This is a genomic window from Pseudomonas sp. AC255, from assembly GCF_979258175.1.
This window is the reverse complement of record NZ_OZ409841.1, coordinates 372,376-391,533: the sequence shown is the minus strand read 5'-3', so window position 1 is coordinate 391,533 and position 19,158 is coordinate 372,376. Positions and strand designations below refer to the sequence as shown.

Here is a 19,158-nt window from a genome sequence, read left to right as displayed (position 1 = left end):
AACGCTAGAAGTTATACCAAAAAACAGAATTGTACAGGTTTGATCGACGGCGTAGTCTGTACAGAAAGGTAAACGAGGCCCCTATGACTGTACCTATCGCAATCATCGGCACCGGCATCGCCGGGCTCTCCGCCGCCCAGGCTCTGACAGAGACCGGGCATACCGTCCAACTGTTCGATAAAAGCCGCGGCAGCGGCGGGCGCATGTCGAGCAAGCGCAGCGACGCCGGCTCGCTGGACTTGGGCGCTCAATACTTCACCGCGCGCGACCGGCGCTTCGTCACCGAAGTGCAGCGCTGGCAGAGCAGGGGCTGGGCCGCTGAGTGGACGCCGCAGCTGTACACCTTCCAGGGCGGCCAACTGAACATGTCGCCGGACGAGCAGACCCGCTGGGTCGGCACGCCGCGCATGAGCGCCATCACCCGTGGCCTGCTCGATGGCCTGGACGTGCAGTTTGCCTGCCGCATCACCGAGGTCTATCGCGGCGAAGAACACTGGCATCTGCAGGACGCCGACGGCTGCACCCACGGCCCCTTCAGCCATGTGGTGATCGCCACGCCGGCACCGCAAGCCACCGCGCTGCTCGCCGCCGCACCGAAACTTGCCGGGGTTGCTGCCGGGGTGAAAATGGAGCCGACCTGGGCCGTCGCCCTCGCATTTGAAACCCCGCTCGATACGCCGATCGAAGGTTGCTTCGTACAGGACAGCCCGCTCGACTGGCTGGCGCGCAACCGCAGCAAACCCGGGCGCGACAGCACTCTCGACACGTGGGTGCTGCATGCAACCAGCGCCTGGAGCCGGCAACACATCGACCTCTCCAAGGAAGCAGTAATCGAACATCTGCACGGTGCCTTCGCCGAACTGCTGCACAGCGCCATGCCTGCGCCGACCTTCAGCCTCGCCCACCGCTGGCTCTACGCCCGCCCCGCTACCGGCCACGAGTGGACCACGCTGGCCGACGCCGACCTGGGCTTGTACGCCTGCGGCGACTGGTGCCTGTCGGGCCGCGTTGAAGGCGCTTGGCTGAGCGGTCAGGAGGCTGCACGTCGCTTGCACGAACACCTGCAATGAATCGCATCAATCCGCGCAAATTGCTGCTGTCGAAGTGGACAGCAGCCCACCCGCAAAATCGCGAAAAACATTTTCTGGTCACCGAACTGATCCGCGACGAGGAAGGTACGGTGCTGGAAGTTGAATTGCAGGCGGTGCTGACCCAGCGTAGCGAGCGCCTGGATTGGCAGGTGCTGAAAGACAGCGAGCACTGGTTACTCGGCTGGAAATAGATTTCCCTTGTGAGAGCGAGCCTGCTCGCGAAAGCGCTGTATCGGATACGAAATCACTGACTGACCCACCGCTTTCGCGAGCAGGCTCGCTCCCACATATTCAGCGCTGTAGAAAAATCTTATACAAATCATTTGACTTGTACATCCATCGATCTATGCTGAGGAAAAGTTGTACAGAGATAACTCTCTGTACAGGTATAGATTCGAGGTGCTCATGTCTACTGCTTCCCTGTCCAAGCCGAAGATCGCCATCAGCGCCTGCCTGTTGGGCGAAGAAGTGCGCTACAACGGTGGGCACAAGGAATCGCGGCTGTGCAGCCGCACCCTTACCGAATATTTCGATTTCGTCCCGCTGTGCCCGGAAGTTGCTATCGGCATGGGTATTCCCCGTGAGCCGATTCGGCTGGTCGGCGACCCTGAACAACCCGAGGCAGTCGGCACCGTTGACCGGACCATCAACGTAACCAGGCCGCTGGCCGAGTACGGCGAGAAAATGGCCGCCGAGTTGCAGGACCTGTCCGGCTATATCTTCATGCAGCAGTCGCCCTCCTGCGGGCTGGAACGGGTCAAGGTCTATCACGACAACGGCGCGCCAGTGAACGGTGGCGGACGCGGCATCTATGCGCAGGCATTCTGTGCACAGCATCCGGATCTGCCGGTGGAAGAAGCCGGGCGCCTCAACGATCCGGTGCTGCGGGAAAACTTCATCACCCGCGTCCTGGCCTACAGCGCCTGGCAGCAAGTGCTCGCCGAGGGCCTGAGCCGCCGCGCCCTCACCGAGTTCCATTCGCGCTACAAGTACCTGCTGATGGCGCACAACCCGCTGCAATACAAAAACCTCGGCAAGATGCTCGGCAACATGGCCGACAGCGATCCCGCCGAACTCGGCCCGCGCTATTTCAGCGAGCTGATGGCCGCGCTGAAGAAATGCGCCACTCGCGGCACCCATTGCAACGTGCTGCTGCACCTCAGCGGTTATTTGAAACAATCGCTGAGCGCCGAAGACAAACAGGAAATGCAGCAGATCATCGGCCAGTACCGCCAGGGCATCGTGCCGCTCGTGGTGCCGTTGACGCTGCTCAAACACCATTTTCGACTCCATCCGGACCCGTACATCGCGCAGCAGGTTTACCTGCAGCCGCACCCGGAAAACCTCAGTCTGCGAAACGCGATCTAATGAACGATAAAACCGATAGCAGCGCCCGGGAAGACCTCGGCGCCGACTTCAAGAAAGCCCTCGACGAGGGCTGGTTGCCGATTCGCGAAGTCGCGCGGCAGACCGGCGTCAACGCCATTACCCTGCGCGCGTGGGAACGTCGCTATGGGTTGGTGGTGCCCCAGCGCACGCCCAAGGGCCATCGACTGTATAGCGCTGAACATGTGCAGCGGATCATGGCCATCCTTACCTGGCTCAACCGTGGCGTTGCGGTCAGTCAGGTCAAGCCTCTCCTCGACGCGCCGCAGGCCTTCACGGAAACTGTGGAAAACGATTGGCAGCGTCTGCATCAGACGTTGCTGTCGGCGGTCACCTCGCTCAATGAGCGCGCGCTGGATGACAGCGTCAATCAGGCCATCGCCTTGTATCCGCCACGGACGTTGTGCGAGCAATTGCTGATGCCGCTGCTGGCCGAGCTCGAACAGCGCTGGCAGGGCCAGTTCGGTGCGCAGATGGAACGGACGTTTTTCTTTTCCTGGTTGCGCAGCAAATTCGGCGCACGCATCTACCATAACAACCGTCAGCTGCATTCGGCGCCGCTGTTGTTGATCAATCATTCCGACCTGCCGCTGGAGCCGCATCTGTGGCTGTGCGCATGGCTGATCAGCAGTGCCGATTGCCCGGTGCAAGTGTTCGACTGGCCACTGCCGGCCGGTGAACTGGCGCTGACCGTCGAGCATCTGCAAGCCCGTGGCGTGCTGCTGTATTCGAGCAAAGCCATGCAACTGGCGCAGTTGCCCAAGCTGTTGGCAAACGTCAATTGCCCGACCTTGATTGCTGGCCCCACGGTGCACATCCACCACACCGAGTTGTCCGCACGCACCGCCCAGACTGCCGATCTGTTCCTGGCTGAAGATCCGCTTGCCGCCCACCAGGCGCTGCTCGAGCGCGGATTGATTTGATGATGGGTTTAATCACATGCAACTGATCTGGCTGCGCAGCGACTTGCGCCTACATGACAACACTGCCCTCGCGGCCGCCGCAGCGCGCGGCCCGACCGTGGCGGTGTATCTGTTGAGTCCGCAGCAATGGCTGGAGCACGACGATGCGCCGTGCAAAGTGGATTTCTGGCTGCGCAACCTGCGCGAACTGAGTCAGAGCCTCGGCGCGCTGAACATCCCGTTGTTGATTCGCAGCGCACCGCACTGGGATCAGGCACCGGCGGAGCTGCTCAAACTCTGCCGGCATTTGAAGATCGAGGCGGTGCACGCCAACGAGGAATACGGCGTTCACGAAAGCCGCCGTGATGAAGCCGTGGCCGAAACGTTGCGAGCCGAAGGCATCGAATTCCACAGTTACCTGGATCAGTTGCTGTTCAAACCCGGCACAGTGCTGACCAAGACCGGCACCTACTTCCAGGTGTTCAGTCAGTTTCGCAAAGTCTGCTACGAACGCCTGCATCGCTCGATGCCGGCACTGGTCAAGGCACCCGGCAAGCAGGCCGCGCTGGATATCGCCAGCGATGCAATTCCGGAGGCGGTAAAAGGTTTCGCCACACCGAGCGAATCCCTGCGCGCCCTGTGGCCGGCCGGCGAGCAAGAGGCGCGGCGCCGCCTCGACACCTTCACCGATGCGCAGATCGACTACTACCGCAGCGAACGCGACTTCCCGGCCAAACCTGGCACCAGCCAATTGTCGGCGTATCTCGCCGCCGGCGTGATCTCGCCACGCCAGTGCCTGCACGCTGCACTGCAAAGCAATCAGGGCGAGTTCGAAAGCGGCAAGGTCGGCGCGGTGACCTGGATCAACGAGCTGCTGTGGCGCGAGTTCTATAAACACATTCTGGTCGGCTATCCACGCGTCTCCCGGCATCGCGCCTTCCGCCCGGAAACCGAAGCGCTGGCCTGGCGCGATGCGCCGGAAGAACTCAAGGCCTGGCAGGAGGCACGCACCGGGCTGCCGATCATCGACGCGGCGATGCGTCAACTGCTGGAAACCGGCTGGATGCACAATCGCCTGCGCATGGTCGTAGCGATGTTCCTGACCAAAAACCTGCTGATCGACTGGCGCGAGGGCGAACGCTTTTTCATGCGCCACCTGATCGACGGCGACCTGGCGGCCAACAACGGTGGCTGGCAGTGGAGCTCATCGACCGGCACCGACTCGGCGCCGTACTTCCGTATCTTCAACCCGTTGAGCCAGTCGGAAAAATTCGATGCCGAAGGCGTGTTCATCAAGCACTGGTTGCCGGAACTGGCCGGGCTCAACAAGAAGGAAGTGCACAATCCGGCGGCAGCCGGAGGACTGTTCGGCGTGTCCGGTTATCCGGCGCCGATCGTTAATCTCAGCACTTCACGCGAGCGTGCGCTGACGGCGTTCAAGAACCTGCCGTCGCGCCAGCCAGTGGGCGGCAGCGATGAGTGAATTCCTGCGCAGTTTCGCCCGCGAGTTTTGCGGGTTGAACAAAGACAACCTGCATCGCCTCGGCGAGCTGTACAGCGACGACATTCATTTCACCGATCCGCTGCACGAAGTTCAGGGCCTGGCACAACTGCGGGATTACTTCAGTGAGCTGTACGCCAACGTCAGCGATCTGCGTTTCGATTTTCACGGCTTTGACCAGATCCGCGAAGGTGAGGGTTACCTGCGCTGGGTCATGAGTTATCGCCATCCGCGCCTGGCCAACGGGCGGGAAATCAGAGTCGGTGGCTGTTCGCACCTGCTCTGGCGCGACAAGGTTTATCGCCATCGGGATTATTTCGATGCCGGGGCGCTGCTGTATGAACACTTGCCAATATTGGGCCGGGTGATTGCCTGGCTGAAAAGGAGAATGGGATGAGTCGTACACCTCCACGGCGGTATTGGTTGACCGGGGCCAGCAGTGGCATCGGTGCAGCCTTGTGTGAGGACATTCTGAAAAGCGGCGCGCACCTGGCGGTCAGCTCGCGCTCGGCCGCGCCGCTCAAGGTCTTGTCCCAGCGTTATCCGGGCCAGGTGCTGGTGGTGCCCGGCGATCTGACCAACAGTCAGACCGTGCGCGAAATCGGTGAGCAGATCACCGAGGCCTGGGGTTCGCTGGACAGCGTGATTCTCAACGCCGGCACCTGTGAATATGTCGACGCGCGCCAGTTCGACTCGTCGATCATCGAGCACGTGGTGCGCACCAATCTGCTCGCCAGCAGCTATTGCATCGAAGCCGCCCTGCCGCTGTTGCGCAAAGGCACGGCGCCGCATCTGGTCGGCATGGCCAGCTCGGTGACTTACCTGCCGCTGCCACGGGCCGAAGCCTATGGCGCATCGAAGGCCGGGCTGCGTTACCTGTTCGAATCGCTGCGCATCGATCTGGCGGATGAAGGTATTGAAGTCACCATCATCAGCCCGGGTTTTGTCGAAACGCCGCTGACCGAGAGGAACGATTTCCCGATGCCGCTGAGCTGGCCCGCAGATAAAGCGGCGCGGCACATCTTCGCCAAACTCAAGGACCGTCCGCTGGAAATTGCCTTCCCGGGGCTGTTCATGGCCGCGCTGTGGCCGCTGTCCAAGCTGCCCGCTCGCGCGCAACTGGCGATCGGCAAACGCATGGTGCGCAAGAACCCACCGCAGCGGGACCCGATATGAAAATCGCCGTAATTGGCAGCGGTATCGCCGGGCTCACCTGCGCCTACCTGCTGAACCGCCGCCACGACATCACCGTGTTCGAAGCGAGTGACTGGGTCGGCGGGCATACCCACACCGTACCGGTCAGCGTGGCCGGGGAATCGTTCGCCATCGACACCGGTTTCATCGTGTTCAACGACTGGACCTACCCGAACTTCATTCGCTTGCTCAACCAGCTCGGCGTGGCGTTCAAGCCGACCGAAATGAGCTTTTCGGTAACCGACCCGGACACTGGCGTGGAGTACAACGGCAACAACCTCAACAGCCTGTTCGCCCAGCGCAGCAATCTGTTGTCGCCCGGGTTCTGGGGCATGCTGCGCGACATTCTGCGCTTCAACAAAGAAGCCCAGCGCGACCTGGTGGAACTGCGCATCGCCGCCGACACCACCCTTGACGATTACCTCAAGGCCGGCGGCTACGGCGAGCGCTTCATCCTGCACTACATCGTGCCGATGGGCGCGGCGATCTGGTCGATGCCGATGGCGGAAATGCTCAATTTCCCGCTGCAGTTTTTCCTGCGTTTTTTCAAGAATCATGGCCTGTTGTCGGTCAGTGATCGGCCGCAGTGGCAGGTCATTGAAGGCGGTTCCAGTGCGTATATCGCGCCGCTGACCGCTTCGTTCAGCGACAGGATTCGCCTGAACTGCCCGGTCAGCCGCGTCGAGCGCAACCAGCACGGCGTGGTTATCCACAGCCCGGCCGGCCTCGAACATTTCGACAAGGTGGTGTTCGCCTGTCACAGCGATCAGGCACTGAGGCTGTTGGCCAATCCGAGCGACGCCGAGCGTTCGATTCTCGGTGCCCTGCTCTACGCCGACAACGACGTCGTGCTGCACACCGACACGCGCCTGCTGCCGACGCGCAAACTGGCCTGGGCCAGCTGGAACTATCGCCTCGGCGGCGCCGGCCATACCCGCGCGGCGGTCACCTACAACATGAACATCCTGCAGGGCATCGAGAGCAACACCACGTTCTGCGTCAGCCTCAACCAGACTGCCGGCATCAGCCCCGATAAAGTGCTGGCCCGCTATACCTACGCCCACCCGCAATACACCCTCGCCGCAGCGGCCGCGCAAAACCGTTGGGGCGAACTCGATGGCGAGCAGCACACGCATTATTGCGGCGCCTACTGGGCCAACGGCTTTCATGAAGATGGCGTGGTCAGCGGTTTGCGTGTGGCCGCCGCGTTCGGTGAAACCCTGTGAACAGCGCACTGTATAGCGGCGTGATTGGCCACCGACGTTTTGCGCCGCGCCGCCACGAATTCCGCTACCGCATTGGCCTGCTCTATCTCGACCTGAGCGAACAGGACGCCGTGCTGGCCTTGTCGCCGCTGGCGGGGCGCAGCCGCTTTGCGCCGTTCTCGTTTCGCGAAACCGATTACCTCAAAGCCTTCACCGGCAAGGGCATACGCCTGATCGACGCGGTGCGCCAGCAGGTCGGTGCAGCCATCGGTCATGAACCACAAGGCGCGGTGTGCCTGCTGACTCAGCCGCGCAGTTGGGGCCTGTCGTTCAATCCGGTGAGCTTCTTCTACTGCCATGAAGCCGACGGACAACTGGCGGCGATCGTTTGTGAAGTCACCAATACGCCATGGCGCGAGCGTTTTCATTACGTGTTGCCGGCGCAGACGCCGACCAGTCTGGTGGATTTCCACCAACATTTTGCTGTAGCCAAGGCGTTTCACGTTTCACCGTTTCTGCCCCGCGACCTCGAATACCGCATGAGCTTCAGCCCGGCCGCGCAAAGCCTGGGTGTGCACATGGCCGATTGGCAGGGCAGCGAGAAACTGTTCGACGCCACACTGAATCTGCGCCGCGAACCGCTCGATCGTCGCAGCCTGCATCGCTATCTGCGGCGCTTCCCGTGGATGACCGCAAAAACCGCTCTGGCGATTTATTGGCAAGCACTGCGACTGCTGCTCAAGCGCGCGCCGATCTTCCCTCACCAGGCTGCCGACGGCAGCTTTAAAACCGCCACTGTGCCTCCGAAGGAGCCGCACCATGAAATCCTCTAGCCTGCCGCTCGGTCGCTTCAGCACCAACGGTTTGACCGGCTCGCTGCTGCGCCGTGGCGTGTTGCGCCAATTGGCCCAGCTCAAACACGGACAATTGATGGTCGTCGAGGATGGCGAACAAATGCTTTTCGGCACCCCGGGCAGTGCTCTGCTCGGCGAAGTCCATGTACTCGACCCGGCCCTGTGGGGCATGGTCGCCAGCAGCGGCTCGATCGGCGCCGGCGAAGCATTCATCCACGGCTATTGGAGTTCGCCGGACCTGACTGCTGTGGTGCGCGTGTTCGTCAGCAATCTCGATGTACTCGATGCCATGGAAGGTGGCCTGGCGCGTCTGGGCCGGCCCTTCGTGCAAGGCCTGCACTGGCTCAATCGCAACACGCGCAAGGGTTCGCAGAAAAACATCGCCGCGCACTACGACCTCGGCAATGAACTGTTCGAACAGTTTCTCGACCCGACCATGATGTATTCCGCCGCCCAGTTCCTTTCGCCGAGCGACACCCTGGAACAGGCGCAATTGAACAAACTTGAACGCATCTGCCAGAAACTCGCGCTCAAACCCAGCGACCACCTGCTGGAAATCGGCACCGGTTGGGGCAGCATGGCCCTGTACGCAGCGCAGCATTACGGTTGCCGCGTGACCACCACGACGCTGTCGAAAGAGCAATTTGCGTTCACCGCCAAGCGCATCGAACAACTCGGCTTGCAGGATCGCGTCACCCTGCTGCTCAAGGACTACCGCGACCTCAGCGGCGAGTACGACAAACTGGTGTCGATCGAGATGATCGAAGCGGTCGGCCATCGGTTCCTGCCGACCTACTTCAAGCAATGCGCGCAGTTGCTCAAAAGCAACGGCCTGATGCTGCTCCAGGCGATCACCATTCGCGAACAACGCTACGAACAGGCCAAGCGCAGCGTCGACTTCATCCAGCGCTACATCTTCCCCGGCGGCGCCCTGCCCTCGGTGCACAAGATGCTCGATGTGGTCGGCCGCGAAACCGACATGAACCTGCTGCACATGGAAGATTTCGGCCTGCATTACGCCAGGACACTGCGCCTGTGGCACGAGAACTTTCGCCTCGCCCATGGTCGCCTGAGCGAGCTGGGCTACGACGATTATTTCCTGCGTTTGTGGGAGTTCTATCTGTGCTACTGCGAGGGCGGATTCCTCGAACGCACCATCGGCACCGCGCAATTGCTGCTGGCCAAACCGGCGGCGATGACCGCTCCCCTGCTCGGACGCTTCGATGCGTGAGCGAATCGCCAATGCCGTGCTGTTTCAGCTCGGCTGGCTGGCCTGCGTGCTCGGCGGCAACAGTTTATGGCTGTTGCTGGCACTGGCGGCGCTGGTGATTCATCTGCGCTGGATCAGCAGTTGGGCGGCAGAAGGTCGTTTGATTCTGTGCGTGGTGATTGTCGGCACGGCGGTGGACAGCGTCTTGCGTTACCTCGACGTGTTCCGCTTTGCAGACGCGTCACCGCTGATTCCGCTGTGGCTGATGCTACTGTGGGCGTTGCTCGCCACCACGTTGCGCCACTGCCTGGCCTGGAGCGCGCGGCCATGGTGGCTGGCCAGCGCACTTGGCGCGGTGGGCGGGGCGTTGTCGTACTACGGTGGCGGACGCCTGGCCGGCGTGCATTTCCCTTACGGCGAAGTGTCGACGCTGATCGTTATCGGGCTGCTCTGGGCAGGGCTGTTCCCGCTGTTGCACTTGATGGCACGGCGTCTGGCGCCGTGAGCGTCCGTCAGCGCTTTCACACCCACCGCGATCACTGCCTTACACTGCCACGATGAAAACCATCCCTCACACACAAATCGCCGAACCGGCGGTCACCTGCTCGACCTGTGCGGCGTGCTGCTGCCAGCTCGAAGTGATGCTGATCACCGACACCGGCGTGCCTGATCGCTTTATCGATACCGATGAATGGGGCGGCGAAGTGATGCTGCGTCTGGACGACGGCTGGTGCGCGGCACTGGATCGCGACAGCATGATGTGCACGATCTATGAACGACGCCCGCTGATTTGCCGCGAGTTTGAAATGGGCGCGCCGGAGTGCATCGAAGAGCGCCGGGGTATCGCTACAGCCTACCGCTGATTCAAAAACAAAAGATCGCAGCCTTCGGCAGCTCCTACAGGAGACATCATTCCCATGTAGGAGCTGCCGAAGGCTGCGATCTTTTGATCTGTGTTACAGCGGCATTGTGTAATGCAGCGCGTAGCTTTCTACACCATCGTTGTCGCTGGACAGGCCGGCGTTGGAGTAGTGCGTGGCGCGGATGCCGACTTCGTGGCCGCCGTTGAAACGCAGGCCGACACCGATGCGGTCTTCAAACTGGAAGGAGCCGCCCAGGTTGTTGCTTTCGTATTCGGTGTTGGAGAAGAACGCCACGCCGATACCCGCTTCCACGTATGGCTTGACCGACTGACCGGCAAACTCGTAAACGAATACAGGCGAGAACGACAGGCTGTTGTTGCTGGAAGTCTTGTCACCTTCCCAGTACGTGTAGGCACCGCTCCAGTAGCCGGTCAGGCGACCCACGTCGCTCTGCAGCCAGCTCTTGTCCCAGTCGAAATTCATGCCTAAGCGATACGTCATTGTCGAATCGCTGGTACCGCCGACGGCGAATTCAACGCCAGCGGCTTGTGCAGTAATGCTTTGCCCCATCAGTGCGGCCGCAATCGCGGCCAAGCAGAATAGTCGCTTCACTTTGAAACTTCCTTTTCCGGAACGATCGTTTGGTTTTTAGTTGCTGCTGTCGCTATAGAAATCCGCGCTTGGTCAGAAGTTCAGCGTTTTTTTAGTTATTTCACATTTTTTTTACAAGTCGAAGTTTTGCACATTCGACGCAGTTTGGCCCAGCAACGGTAGGATTTTTCTGAGAGATTGCGGATCGCCGCTGGTCCAGAACTTCACCGGCTGGCTCGGACGTTGCGCCAGCAGATCACGCTCGGCGAGCAAGCGTTGCAACTGCCGGGCCACGGCATCTCCGGTATCGATCAGGCTGACATCGTCGGCGATCATCGACCTGAGTAGCGGCTTGAGGAAGGGATAATGGGTACAGCCAAGAATGATCGTGTCGCAGTTTTGCGCCAGCAATGGAGCGACGTAACCTTGCAATAAAGTGCGTAATTCGGCGCTGTGCAGATCACCCGTTTCGATCAGTTCGACCAGTCCCGGACAGGGCTGGGTGATGACTTTTATGTCAGCCGCGAAGCGATCGAGCAACGCGGCAAACTTCGCGCTCTGCAACGTGCCGGTCGTGGCCAGGACGCCAACCACGCCGCTTCGTGTGGCCGCTGCGGCCGGTTTGACCGCCGGTTCCATGCCGACAATCGGCCAGTCGGGGAAATCGCGACGCAGATCGGCAACCCCCGCCACGGTCGCGGTATTGCACGCCAGCACCAAAGCTTTGGCCCCCTGCTCGCGAAAAAACCCGGCCATCACGCTGCAACGCTCGCGGATGAATTCCGGGGTTTTCTCGCCGTAAGGAATGTTCCCGCAATCGGCGACATAAAGCAGCGATTCGTTGGGCAGCAAGCGCTGGATTTCGCCGAGGACCGACAAGCCGCCGACCCCGGAATCGAACACGCCGATCGGCGCTTCACGCATGGCGGGCGCCACAGACGCTGCAGCCCGGATCGCGCTTGACGCGAAGCTCACGGAATCGCGAGCCCAAGGCGTCGATCAACAACAGTCGCCCCACCAATGGTTCACCAAAGCCGACCAGAACCTTCAACGCTTCGAGCGCCTGCAAGCTGCCGACCAGACCGACCAATGGCCCGACCACGCCGGCCTCGCTGCAGGTCAGTTCGGCTTCACTGCCGTGACCGTACAGGCAGTGATAGCAAGGGCTGTCGGCACGTCGTGGATCGAACACCGACAACTGCCCTTCCAGACGAATCGCCGCGCCACTGACCAGTGGCGTGCACGCGGCAACACAGGCGGCATTGACCGCCTCACGGGTAGAGAAATTGTCCGAGCAATCGAGCACCAGATCCACCGCCGCCACCGCTGCACCGAGAGAATCCTCGTCCAGCGCCTGGCGATGGGCGACCAGTTGAATTTCCGGATTGATCGCGCCCAGGCGCTTGAGCGCCGAGTCGACCTTGGACATGCCGACACTGTCGGTGTCGTGAATGATCTGCCGTTGCAGATTGGTCAGATCGACCGTGTCGAAATCCGCCAGATGCAATTCGCCGACGCCCGCCGCTGCCAGATACAACGCCACTGGCGCGCCGAGGCCGCCAAGGCCGACGATCAGCACGCGGCTGCCTTTGAGTTTCAGCTGCCCGTCGATGTCGATGTGTTGCAGCAGAATCTGCCGGCTGTAGCGCAGCAATTCCTGATCATTCAGCACGGCAGGCGCCCCAGACTGATGCGTTGATGGCCGCCCAGATCGGTGCGGCTATGGACTTCTTCAAAGCCACGGGTAAGCAGCAGATCACGCACCGCTTCGGCCTGATCATAGCCGTGTTCGAGCATCAGCCAGCCGCCGGTTTCAAGATGATCCGGCGTCTGCGCAACAATCAGGCGCAGATCATCGAGGCCATCTTCACCGGCGACCAGCGCACTGGCCGGTTCGAAGCGTACATCGCCTTCGACCAGATGCGGATCGGCGGCGGCAATGTACGGCGGGTTGCTGATGATCAATTGGAAACGCTGGCCCTCGAGGGCGCTGAACCAATGGCTGTTCAGCACCGTAGCGTTGTTCAGGTGCAGACGCTGGCGATTGCGTTCGGCCAGGGCCACGGCTTCAAGCACACGATCCACGGCGGTGACTTTCCACGCCGGCCGTTCGCTGGCCAAGGCCAAAGCAATCGCGCCACTGCCGGTGCCCAGATCAAGAACCTTGGCCGGAGTTGCCGGCAGCAGCTCAAGGGCTGCCTCCACCAGCAATTCGGTGTCAGGACGCGGAATCAGCGTGTGCGGCGCGACTTCCAGATCCAGCTTCCAAAAGCCCTGCTGGCCGAGAATGTAGGCCACCGGTTCACCGCTACGCCGCCGTTGCAAATACTCGGCAAAGGTCAGCGCCGCTTCACTCGGCACGATGCGCTCGGGCCAGGTATGCAGGAAGCTGCGCGACTTGCCCAGTGCGGCGGCGAGAAGCAATTCAGCGTCCAGACGCGCAGTCGGCGAGTCCGGCAACTCGGCGGCGCGCAACAGGCTGGCGATGATGGTCATTTATTCACCTATCGCTGCGAGTTGATCAGCCTGATATTCGGCCAGCAAGGGCTCGATTACAGCTTCGACGCCACCGGCGAGAATTTCATCCAGGGAATACAGGGTCAGGTTGACGCGATGGTCGGTGACCCGACCCTGGGCGTAGTTGTAGGTGCGGATACGCTCGGATCGATCGCCGGAACCGACCAGCAACTTGCGCTCACTGGCAATCGCGTTGGCCGCCGCTGCGTTTTGCTGATCGTTGAGCTTGGCCGACAGCCACGCCATCGCCCGGGCACGGTTCTTGTGCTGGGAGCGCTCTTCCTGGCATTCGACGACAGTGCCGGTCGGGATGTGGGTAATGCGGATCGCCGAATCGGTGGTGTTGACGTGCTGACCACCAGCGCCGGAGGAACGGTAAGTGTCGACGCGCAGATCCGCCGGGTTGATCTCGATGGCTTCGCGCTCATCCGGCTCCGGCAACACCGCCACGGTGCAGGCCGACGTGTGGATCCGGCCCTGGGATTCGGTAGCCGGTACGCGCTGAACGCGGTGCGCGCCGGACTCGAATTTCAGCTTGCCGTAAACGTTGTCGCCTTCAATGCGCGCGATGACTTCTTTATAGCCGCCGTGTTCGCCTTCGTTTTCCGAGAGGATCTCGACGCGCCAGCCACGCCGCTCGGCATAACGCGAGTACATGCGGAACAGGTCGCCGGAGAAGATCGCCGCCTCGTCGCCACCGGTGCCGGCGCGAATTTCGAGGAAGACGTTGCGCCCGTCATTCGGATCTTTAGGCAGCAACATGCGCTGCAGATCGGATTCCAGCGTGACCAGCAACTCCTTGGCTTCGCGAACTTCTTCCACGGCCATTTCGCGCATGTCCGGGTCGTTGTCCTTGAGCAGCGCCTGCGCGCCTTCAAGATCGCTTTGTACGCCGAGCAGCTTTTTATAGGCGGCCACTACCGGCTCGAGTTCGGCGTATTCCTTGGAATAGGCGCGGAATTTGGCCTGATCGGCAATGACTTCACCGTCGCCGAGCAGCGCGGTCAGTTCCTCGAAACGGTCCTGGAGAATGTCCAGCTTGTTGAGCAGTGACGCTTTCATTGCGGTTTTTTATCCGAAAAACTATCCGGTGAGCCCTCAAGGGCAAAGAGTTCCTGGGCCATGGCCAGCGCATCGAGGCGGCCTTCGGCAGACAGCTTTTTCAATTGCACGCTGGGCGCATGCAAGAGTTTGTTGGTCAGGCCACGGGCCAGTTGCCCGAGCACGTCTTCGGCGTTGCCGCCGTTGGCCAGCAGACGCAGGGCCTTCTGCAATTCTTCGTCTCGCAAGCGTTCGCTCTGTTGACGATAGGCCTTGAGCACATCGACTGCCGCCAGTTCGCGCAGGCGCACCATGAAATCGTCGGCGCCGACCGAGACCATCTCCTCCGCTGCCTGGGCTGCACCCTGGCGGCTCTTGAGGTTCTCGGCGACCACTTCGTGGAGATCGTCGACGCTGTACAGGTAAACGTCGTCCAACTCGCCGACTTCTGGCTCGATATCTCGCGGTACGGCGATGTCGACCATGAAGATCGGCTTGTGCTTGCGCAGCTTCAGCGCACTTTCCACCGCACCCTTGCCGAGGATCGGCAACTGGCTGGCGGTCGAACTGATGACGATGTCGCTGCGCACCAGCTCCGCCGGAATGTCCGAGAGCAGCACCGCGTGGGCGCCGAACTGTTCGGCCAGTTGACTGGCGCGCTCCAGCGTGCGGTTGGCGACGACGATGCGCTTGACCCCCAGCTCATGCAAATGGCGCGCGACCAGCGTAATCGTCTCGCCGGCACCGATCAGCAGCGCCTGGCTGCGTTGCAGATCGCTGAAAATCTGTTTCGCCAGGCTCACTGCGGCAAACGCCACCGACACCGGGTTCTCGCCAATCGCGGTATCGGTACGCACTTGCTTGGCGGCATTGAACGTCGCCTGGAACAACCGCCCCAGCAGCGGACCGATGGTGCCGGCCTCGCGGGCCACGGCGTAGGCCGATTTCATCTGACCGAGAATCTGCGGTTCGCCCAGCACCAGCGAGTCGAGCCCGGAAGCGACGCGCATCATGTGACGAACAGCCGCATCGTCTTCATGCACATAGGCACTGGCGCGCAGTTCGTCGAGGCTCAGATGGTGATAATCGGCCAGCCAGCGCAGCACGACATCGGCCGAGAGCTGATCCTGTTCTATATAAAGCTCACTGCGATTGCAGGTGGAGAGGATCGCGGCTTCGCGGCTGTCGGTCAGTCGGCAGAGCTGCTGCAAGGCCTCCACCAGCTGCTCAGGGGTAAAGGCCACGCGCTCGCGGACGTCTACTGAAGCAGTCTTGTGGTTAATACCGAGTGCAAGGAAGGCCATTCAAGGTCGCTGGTGGTGACGTGAAGCCGGCAATTGTCCTACTTCGAAAGATTCAGAACAACTACCGCTGACTATTGTCCCAATCGTCAGCCCCTATAATGGCCACAATTGAGTCTCGGTTATGTTTGGCCGAAGGCTTGTGTCATGATGATCCGACCGCAGGTTAGTCGTCCTCTTCCTATATGAATAGATCTTCCGCGTTGCTCCTCGCTTTTGTCTTCCTCAGCGGCTGCCAGGCCATGGCGCCCGTTGCGCCGGACGGCACCCCGCCGGTCGAAGACACCACGCCCGCGCCTGAAAAGCCCAAGGTTTACGGCTCGTTCAGCGAGGAAACCGTGTTCAGTCTGCTGAGCGCCGAACTCGCTGGCCAGCGCAATCGTTTCGACATTGCCCTGGACAATTACGTGACCCAGGCCATCAACACCCAGGATCCGGGCGTTTCCGAGCGTGCGTTCCGCATCGCCGAATATCTGGGCGCCGATCAACCGGCCCTCGACACCGCGCTGATCTGGGCGCGCAACGCTCCGGATGATCTCGAAGCGCAACGCGCCGCCGCCGTGCAACTGGCCCGCGCCGGGCGTTACGACGACTCCATGGTCTACATGGAGAAAGTCCTGCAGGGCAAGGGCGACACCCATTTCGATTTCCTCGCGCTGTCGGCCGCCGACACCGATCAGGAAACCCGCAACGGCCTGATGAAAAGCTTCGACCGTTTGCTTGAGCGTCACCCGAACAACAATCAGCTGATTTTCGGCAAGGCTCTGCTGCTGCAGCAGGATGGCGACAATCAAGGCGCGCTGACTCTGCTCGAAGACAACCCACCGGAAGACGGCGAGATCGCACCGATCCTGCTGCGTGGGCGCCTGCTTCAATTGCTCAACCGTGGCGACGAAGCGCTGCCGCTGTTGCAGAAAAGCATCAGAAAATACCCGGAAGACAAGCGCCTGCGCCTGACCTACGCGCGCATGCTGGTCGAACAGGACCGCATGGACGACGCCAAGGCAGAATTCTCCACGCTCGTTCAGCAATACCCGGAAGACGATGAACTGCGTTACTCGCTGGCACTGGTGTGCCTGGAAGCCAAGGCGTGGGATGAAGCCAAGGGCTATCTGGAAGACCTGATCGCTCGCGAAAGCCACGTCGATTCAGCGCATCTGAATCTCGGCCGGATTGCCGAAGAACGCAATGACCCGCAAGGCGCGCTCATCGAATACGCCCAGGTCGGCCCGGGCAATGACTATCTGCCGGCACAGCTGCGTCAGGCCGATATCCTGATGAGCAACGGCAAAACCGCCGAAGCGCAGAGCAAACTGGCGGCCGAGCGTGACGAGCAGCCCGACTACGCGATCCAGTTGTATCTGATCGAGTCGGAAAGCCTGTCGGCCAATAAACAGGACGACAAGGCCTGGAAGGTTCTGCAACAAGCGCTGCAGAAATACCCGGACGATCTCAATCTGCTTTACACCCGCGCCATGCTCGCGGAGAAACGCAATGATCTGGCGCAAATGGAGAAAGACCTGCGCCTGATCATCAAGCGCGACCCGGACAACGCCATGGCGCTCAATGCTCTGGGCTACACCTTGTCCGATCGCACCACCCGCTACGCTGAAGCGAAAACGCTGATCGAGCAGGCGCACCAGATCAACCCGGAAGACCCGGCAGTTCTCGACAGCCTCGGCTGGGTGAACTATCGCCTGGGGAATCTGGACGACGCGGAGAAATACCTGCGCCAGGCGCTCGAGCGTTTCCCTGACCACGAAGTCGCCGCGCACCTTGGCGAGGTTCTGTGGGCCAAGGGCAATCAGCGCGAAGCCAAACAAGTGTGGGGCAAGTTCCTCAAGGATCAGCCCGACAGCACCATTCTGCGCAGCACCATCAAGCGCCTGACCGGATCCGAGAATCTTTAAACCATGCTTTTGCGCCACGTTATTGTTTTCAGCTTCATCGCCCTCCTCGCCGGCTGCTCGGGTTTCGGCACTCGCGAATCGGTCGAGGGCCACGGCAGCCCGGCCCAGTGGGCGGCGAATAAACAGCAACTGACCGGCCTTGATGGCTGGCAGATCGACGGCAAGATCGGCATCCGCGCGCCGAAAGATTCCGGCAGCGGCACGCTGTTCTGGCTGCAGCGTCAGGACTACTACGACATTCGCCTGTCCGGCCCGCTGGGTCGTGGCGCGGCGCGCCTGACCGGGCGTCCGGGCAAGGTGTCGCTGGAAGTCGCCAACCAGGGCCGCTACGAATCGCAATCTCCTGAAGCCTTGCTCGAAGAGCAACTGGGCTGGAAATTGCCGGTGTCGAATCTGGCCTGGTGGGTTCGCGGCCTGCCCGCTCCGGAAAGCAAGAGTCGCTTGAACCTGGACGCCGACAGTCGCCTGGCCAGCCTTGAGCAGGACGGCTGGAAAGTCGAATACACCGCCTACACCGAACAGAATGGTTATTGGCTGCCCGAGCGCATCAAGCTGCACGGCACCGACCTTGACGTGACGCTGGTGATCAAGACCTGGCAACCGCGCAAGTTGGGGCAATAAAGCATGACCGCTGCACGCCTGACCCTGCCCTCGCCGGCCAAACTCAACTTGATGCTGCACATTCTCGGTCGCCGTGAAGACGGTTATCACGAATTGCAGACGCTGTTTCAATTCCTCGATTACGGCGATGAAATCACTTTCGCCGTGCGCGATGACGGCGTGATTCAGCTGCACACCGAGTTCGCCGGCGTGCCCCACGACAGCAACCTGATCGTGCGCGCGGCGAAGATGTTGCAGCAACAGTCCGGCTGCGCGCTCGGTATCGACATCTGGATCGACAAAGTCCTGCCCATGGGCGGCGGCATTGGCGGCGGCAGCTCGAATGCGGCGACGACCCTGCTCGGGCTCAACCATTTGTGGCAACTGGGCTGGGATGAAGATCGTCTGGCGCAACTGGGCCTGTCACTCGGTGCCGACGTACCAGTGTTCGTCCGTGGCCATGCGGCATTTGCCGAGGGCGTCGGCGAGAAACTGACCCCGGTCGACCCCGAAGAACCGTGGTATCTGGTGCTCGTGCCGCAAGTCGCTGTTAGTACGGCGGAAATTTTTTCCGATCCTTTGTTGACACGTAACACACCGCCCATTAAAGTGCGCCCCGTTCCCGAGGGAAACAGTCGAAATGACTGCTTGCCGGTGGTAGCAAGGCGTTATCCAGAGGTACGTAACGCATTGGATTTGTTAGGTAAATTTACCGAAGCAAAGCTCACCGGAACTGGAAGTTGTGTGTTTGGGGGCTTCCCAAGCAAAGCTGAAGCTGATAAAGTCTCGGCCCTTCTGACAGAGACCCTTACAGGGTTTGTAGCGAAAGGAAGTAACGTTTCGATGTTGCATCGCAAGCTGCAAAGTCTGCTCTAAAGGAATCAAGTGCCCGGCACTTGAAAGCAACAGATACAGGGGCGTCGCCAAGCGGTAAGGCAGCAGGTTTTGATCCTGCCATGCGTTGGTTCGAATCCAGCCGCCCCTGCCATTTT

General features: G+C 61.0%; 21 protein-coding genes and 1 tRNA gene. 16 read left to right on the top strand and 6 right to left on the bottom strand.

The window, feature by feature from the left end; all coding sequences use genetic code 11:
* Positions 1-83 precede the first annotated feature (83 nt).
* The 12 genes from ACZZ0K_RS01945 (at position 84) to ACZZ0K_RS01890 (ending at position 10,206) form a co-directional block, all read left to right on the top strand.
* Positions 84-1,070, top strand: a complete 987-nt coding sequence (locus ACZZ0K_RS01945) for an NAD(P)/FAD-dependent oxidoreductase (RefSeq protein ID WP_041479990.1) — start codon at positions 84-86, stop codon at positions 1,068-1,070.
* Positions 1,067-1,282 (top strand): TIGR02450 family Trp-rich protein, encoded by a 216-nt coding sequence (locus ACZZ0K_RS01940; protein WP_076564097.1) that lies wholly within the window; start codon positions 1,067-1,069, stop codon positions 1,280-1,282. The genes ACZZ0K_RS01945 and ACZZ0K_RS01940 overlap by 4 nt, the downstream gene beginning before the upstream one ends.
* Positions 1,283-1,496: 214 nt before the next feature.
* Positions 1,497-2,459 carry a YbgA family protein gene (locus ACZZ0K_RS01935; RefSeq protein WP_041479992.1) on the top strand — a complete coding sequence of 321 codons (963 nt, stop codon included), beginning with the start codon at positions 1,497-1,499 and terminating at the stop codon, positions 2,457-2,459.
* Complete coding sequence (locus ACZZ0K_RS01930; RefSeq protein WP_016773222.1) at positions 2,459-3,400, top strand: MerR family transcriptional regulator; 942 nt, start codon at positions 2,459-2,461, stop codon at positions 3,398-3,400. Before ACZZ0K_RS01935 ends, ACZZ0K_RS01930 begins: the two co-directional genes overlap by 1 nt.
* Before the next feature lie 16 nt (positions 3,401-3,416).
* The gene (gene phrB / locus ACZZ0K_RS01925; protein ID WP_463558939.1) at positions 3,417-4,862 is read left to right on the top strand and encodes a deoxyribodipyrimidine photo-lyase; all 1,446 of its coding nucleotides are present in this window, start codon (positions 3,417-3,419) and stop codon (positions 4,860-4,862) included.
* Positions 4,855-5,277 (top strand): nuclear transport factor 2 family protein, encoded by a 423-nt coding sequence (locus tag ACZZ0K_RS01920; RefSeq protein WP_071173575.1) that lies wholly within the window; start codon positions 4,855-4,857, stop codon positions 5,275-5,277. Before phrB ends, ACZZ0K_RS01920 begins: the two co-directional genes overlap by 8 nt.
* Positions 5,274-6,056, top strand: coding sequence for an SDR family NAD(P)-dependent oxidoreductase (locus ACZZ0K_RS01915; protein WP_041479996.1), 783 nt, complete (start codon positions 5,274-5,276; stop codon positions 6,054-6,056). The genes ACZZ0K_RS01920 and ACZZ0K_RS01915 overlap by 4 nt, the downstream gene beginning before the upstream one ends.
* A complete protein-coding gene (locus ACZZ0K_RS01910) occupies positions 6,053-7,300 on the top strand; it encodes an NAD(P)/FAD-dependent oxidoreductase (protein ID WP_258707194.1) in 1,248 nt (415 codons plus the stop codon). Before ACZZ0K_RS01915 ends, ACZZ0K_RS01910 begins: the two co-directional genes overlap by 4 nt.
* Entirely contained in the window at positions 7,297-8,112 is an 816-nt protein-coding gene (locus ACZZ0K_RS01905) for a DUF1365 domain-containing protein (RefSeq protein WP_095181657.1), read from the top strand. The genes ACZZ0K_RS01910 and ACZZ0K_RS01905 overlap by 4 nt, the downstream gene beginning before the upstream one ends.
* A complete protein-coding gene (locus tag ACZZ0K_RS01900) occupies positions 8,099-9,364 on the top strand; it encodes an SAM-dependent methyltransferase (RefSeq protein ID WP_095181656.1) in 1,266 nt (421 codons plus the stop codon). Before ACZZ0K_RS01905 ends, ACZZ0K_RS01900 begins: the two co-directional genes overlap by 14 nt.
* Positions 9,357-9,848 (top strand): DUF2878 domain-containing protein, encoded by a 492-nt coding sequence (locus ACZZ0K_RS01895; RefSeq protein ID WP_151551149.1) that lies wholly within the window; start codon positions 9,357-9,359, stop codon positions 9,846-9,848. The genes ACZZ0K_RS01900 and ACZZ0K_RS01895 overlap by 8 nt, the downstream gene beginning before the upstream one ends.
* Before the next feature lie 52 nt (positions 9,849-9,900).
* Positions 9,901-10,206 carry a YkgJ family cysteine cluster protein gene (locus tag ACZZ0K_RS01890; protein ID WP_024014290.1) on the top strand — a complete coding sequence of 102 codons (306 nt, stop codon included), beginning with the start codon at positions 9,901-9,903 and terminating at the stop codon, positions 10,204-10,206.
* A gap of 93 nt (positions 10,207-10,299) precedes the next feature.
* Here the strand turns inward: ACZZ0K_RS01890 and ACZZ0K_RS01885 are convergent, their stop codons facing one another.
* The 6 genes from ACZZ0K_RS01885 to hemA all read right to left on the bottom strand — a co-directional run bounded on the left by ACZZ0K_RS01885 (position 10,300) and on the right by hemA (position 15,659).
* Complete coding sequence (locus ACZZ0K_RS01885) at positions 10,300-10,818, bottom strand: acyloxyacyl hydrolase (RefSeq protein WP_041480001.1); 519 nt, start codon at positions 10,816-10,818, stop codon at positions 10,300-10,302.
* A 111-nt stretch (positions 10,819-10,929) separates the two neighbouring features.
* Entirely contained in the window at positions 10,930-11,721 is a 792-nt protein-coding gene (gene murI / locus ACZZ0K_RS01880; protein ID WP_122747842.1) for a glutamate racemase, read from the bottom strand.
* Positions 11,714-12,469, bottom strand: coding sequence for a molybdopterin-synthase adenylyltransferase MoeB (locus tag ACZZ0K_RS01875; protein ID WP_258707195.1), 756 nt, complete (start codon positions 12,467-12,469; stop codon positions 11,714-11,716). Before ACZZ0K_RS01875 ends, murI begins: the two co-directional genes overlap by 8 nt.
* Positions 12,463-13,293 carry a peptide chain release factor N(5)-glutamine methyltransferase gene (gene prmC / locus ACZZ0K_RS01870; protein ID WP_252884831.1) on the bottom strand — a complete coding sequence of 277 codons (831 nt, stop codon included), beginning with the start codon at positions 13,291-13,293 and terminating at the stop codon, positions 12,463-12,465. Before prmC ends, ACZZ0K_RS01875 begins: the two co-directional genes overlap by 7 nt.
* On the bottom strand, positions 13,294-14,376 hold the full coding sequence (gene prfA / locus ACZZ0K_RS01865) for a peptide chain release factor 1 (RefSeq protein WP_016773210.1): 1,083 nt from the start codon (positions 14,374-14,376) through the stop codon (positions 13,294-13,296). It lies immediately after the preceding gene.
* Positions 14,373-15,659, bottom strand: coding sequence for a glutamyl-tRNA reductase (gene hemA / locus ACZZ0K_RS01860; protein WP_016773209.1), 1,287 nt, complete (start codon positions 15,657-15,659; stop codon positions 14,373-14,375). Before hemA ends, prfA begins: the two co-directional genes overlap by 4 nt.
* A gap of 182 nt (positions 15,660-15,841) precedes the next feature.
* Between hemA and ACZZ0K_RS01855 the strand changes: the two genes are divergently transcribed.
* The 4 genes from ACZZ0K_RS01855 to ACZZ0K_RS01840 all read left to right on the top strand — a co-directional run bounded on the left by ACZZ0K_RS01855 (position 15,842) and on the right by ACZZ0K_RS01840 (position 19,154).
* On the top strand, positions 15,842-17,566 hold the full coding sequence (locus tag ACZZ0K_RS01855) for a tetratricopeptide repeat protein (RefSeq protein WP_463558938.1): 1,725 nt from the start codon (positions 15,842-15,844) through the stop codon (positions 17,564-17,566).
* 3 nt (positions 17,567-17,569) lie between these two features.
* Complete coding sequence (gene lolB, locus ACZZ0K_RS01850) at positions 17,570-18,187, top strand: lipoprotein insertase outer membrane protein LolB (protein WP_016773207.1); 618 nt, start codon at positions 17,570-17,572, stop codon at positions 18,185-18,187.
* Positions 18,188-18,190: 3 nt separating this feature from the next.
* Positions 18,191-19,042, top strand: a complete 852-nt coding sequence (gene ispE / locus ACZZ0K_RS01845; protein WP_122706695.1) for a 4-(cytidine 5'-diphospho)-2-C-methyl-D-erythritol kinase — start codon at positions 18,191-18,193, stop codon at positions 19,040-19,042.
* Between the two features lie 37 nt (positions 19,043-19,079).
* Positions 19,080-19,154, top strand: a tRNA-Gln gene (locus ACZZ0K_RS01840).
* Positions 19,155-19,158: the final 4 nt, after the last annotated feature.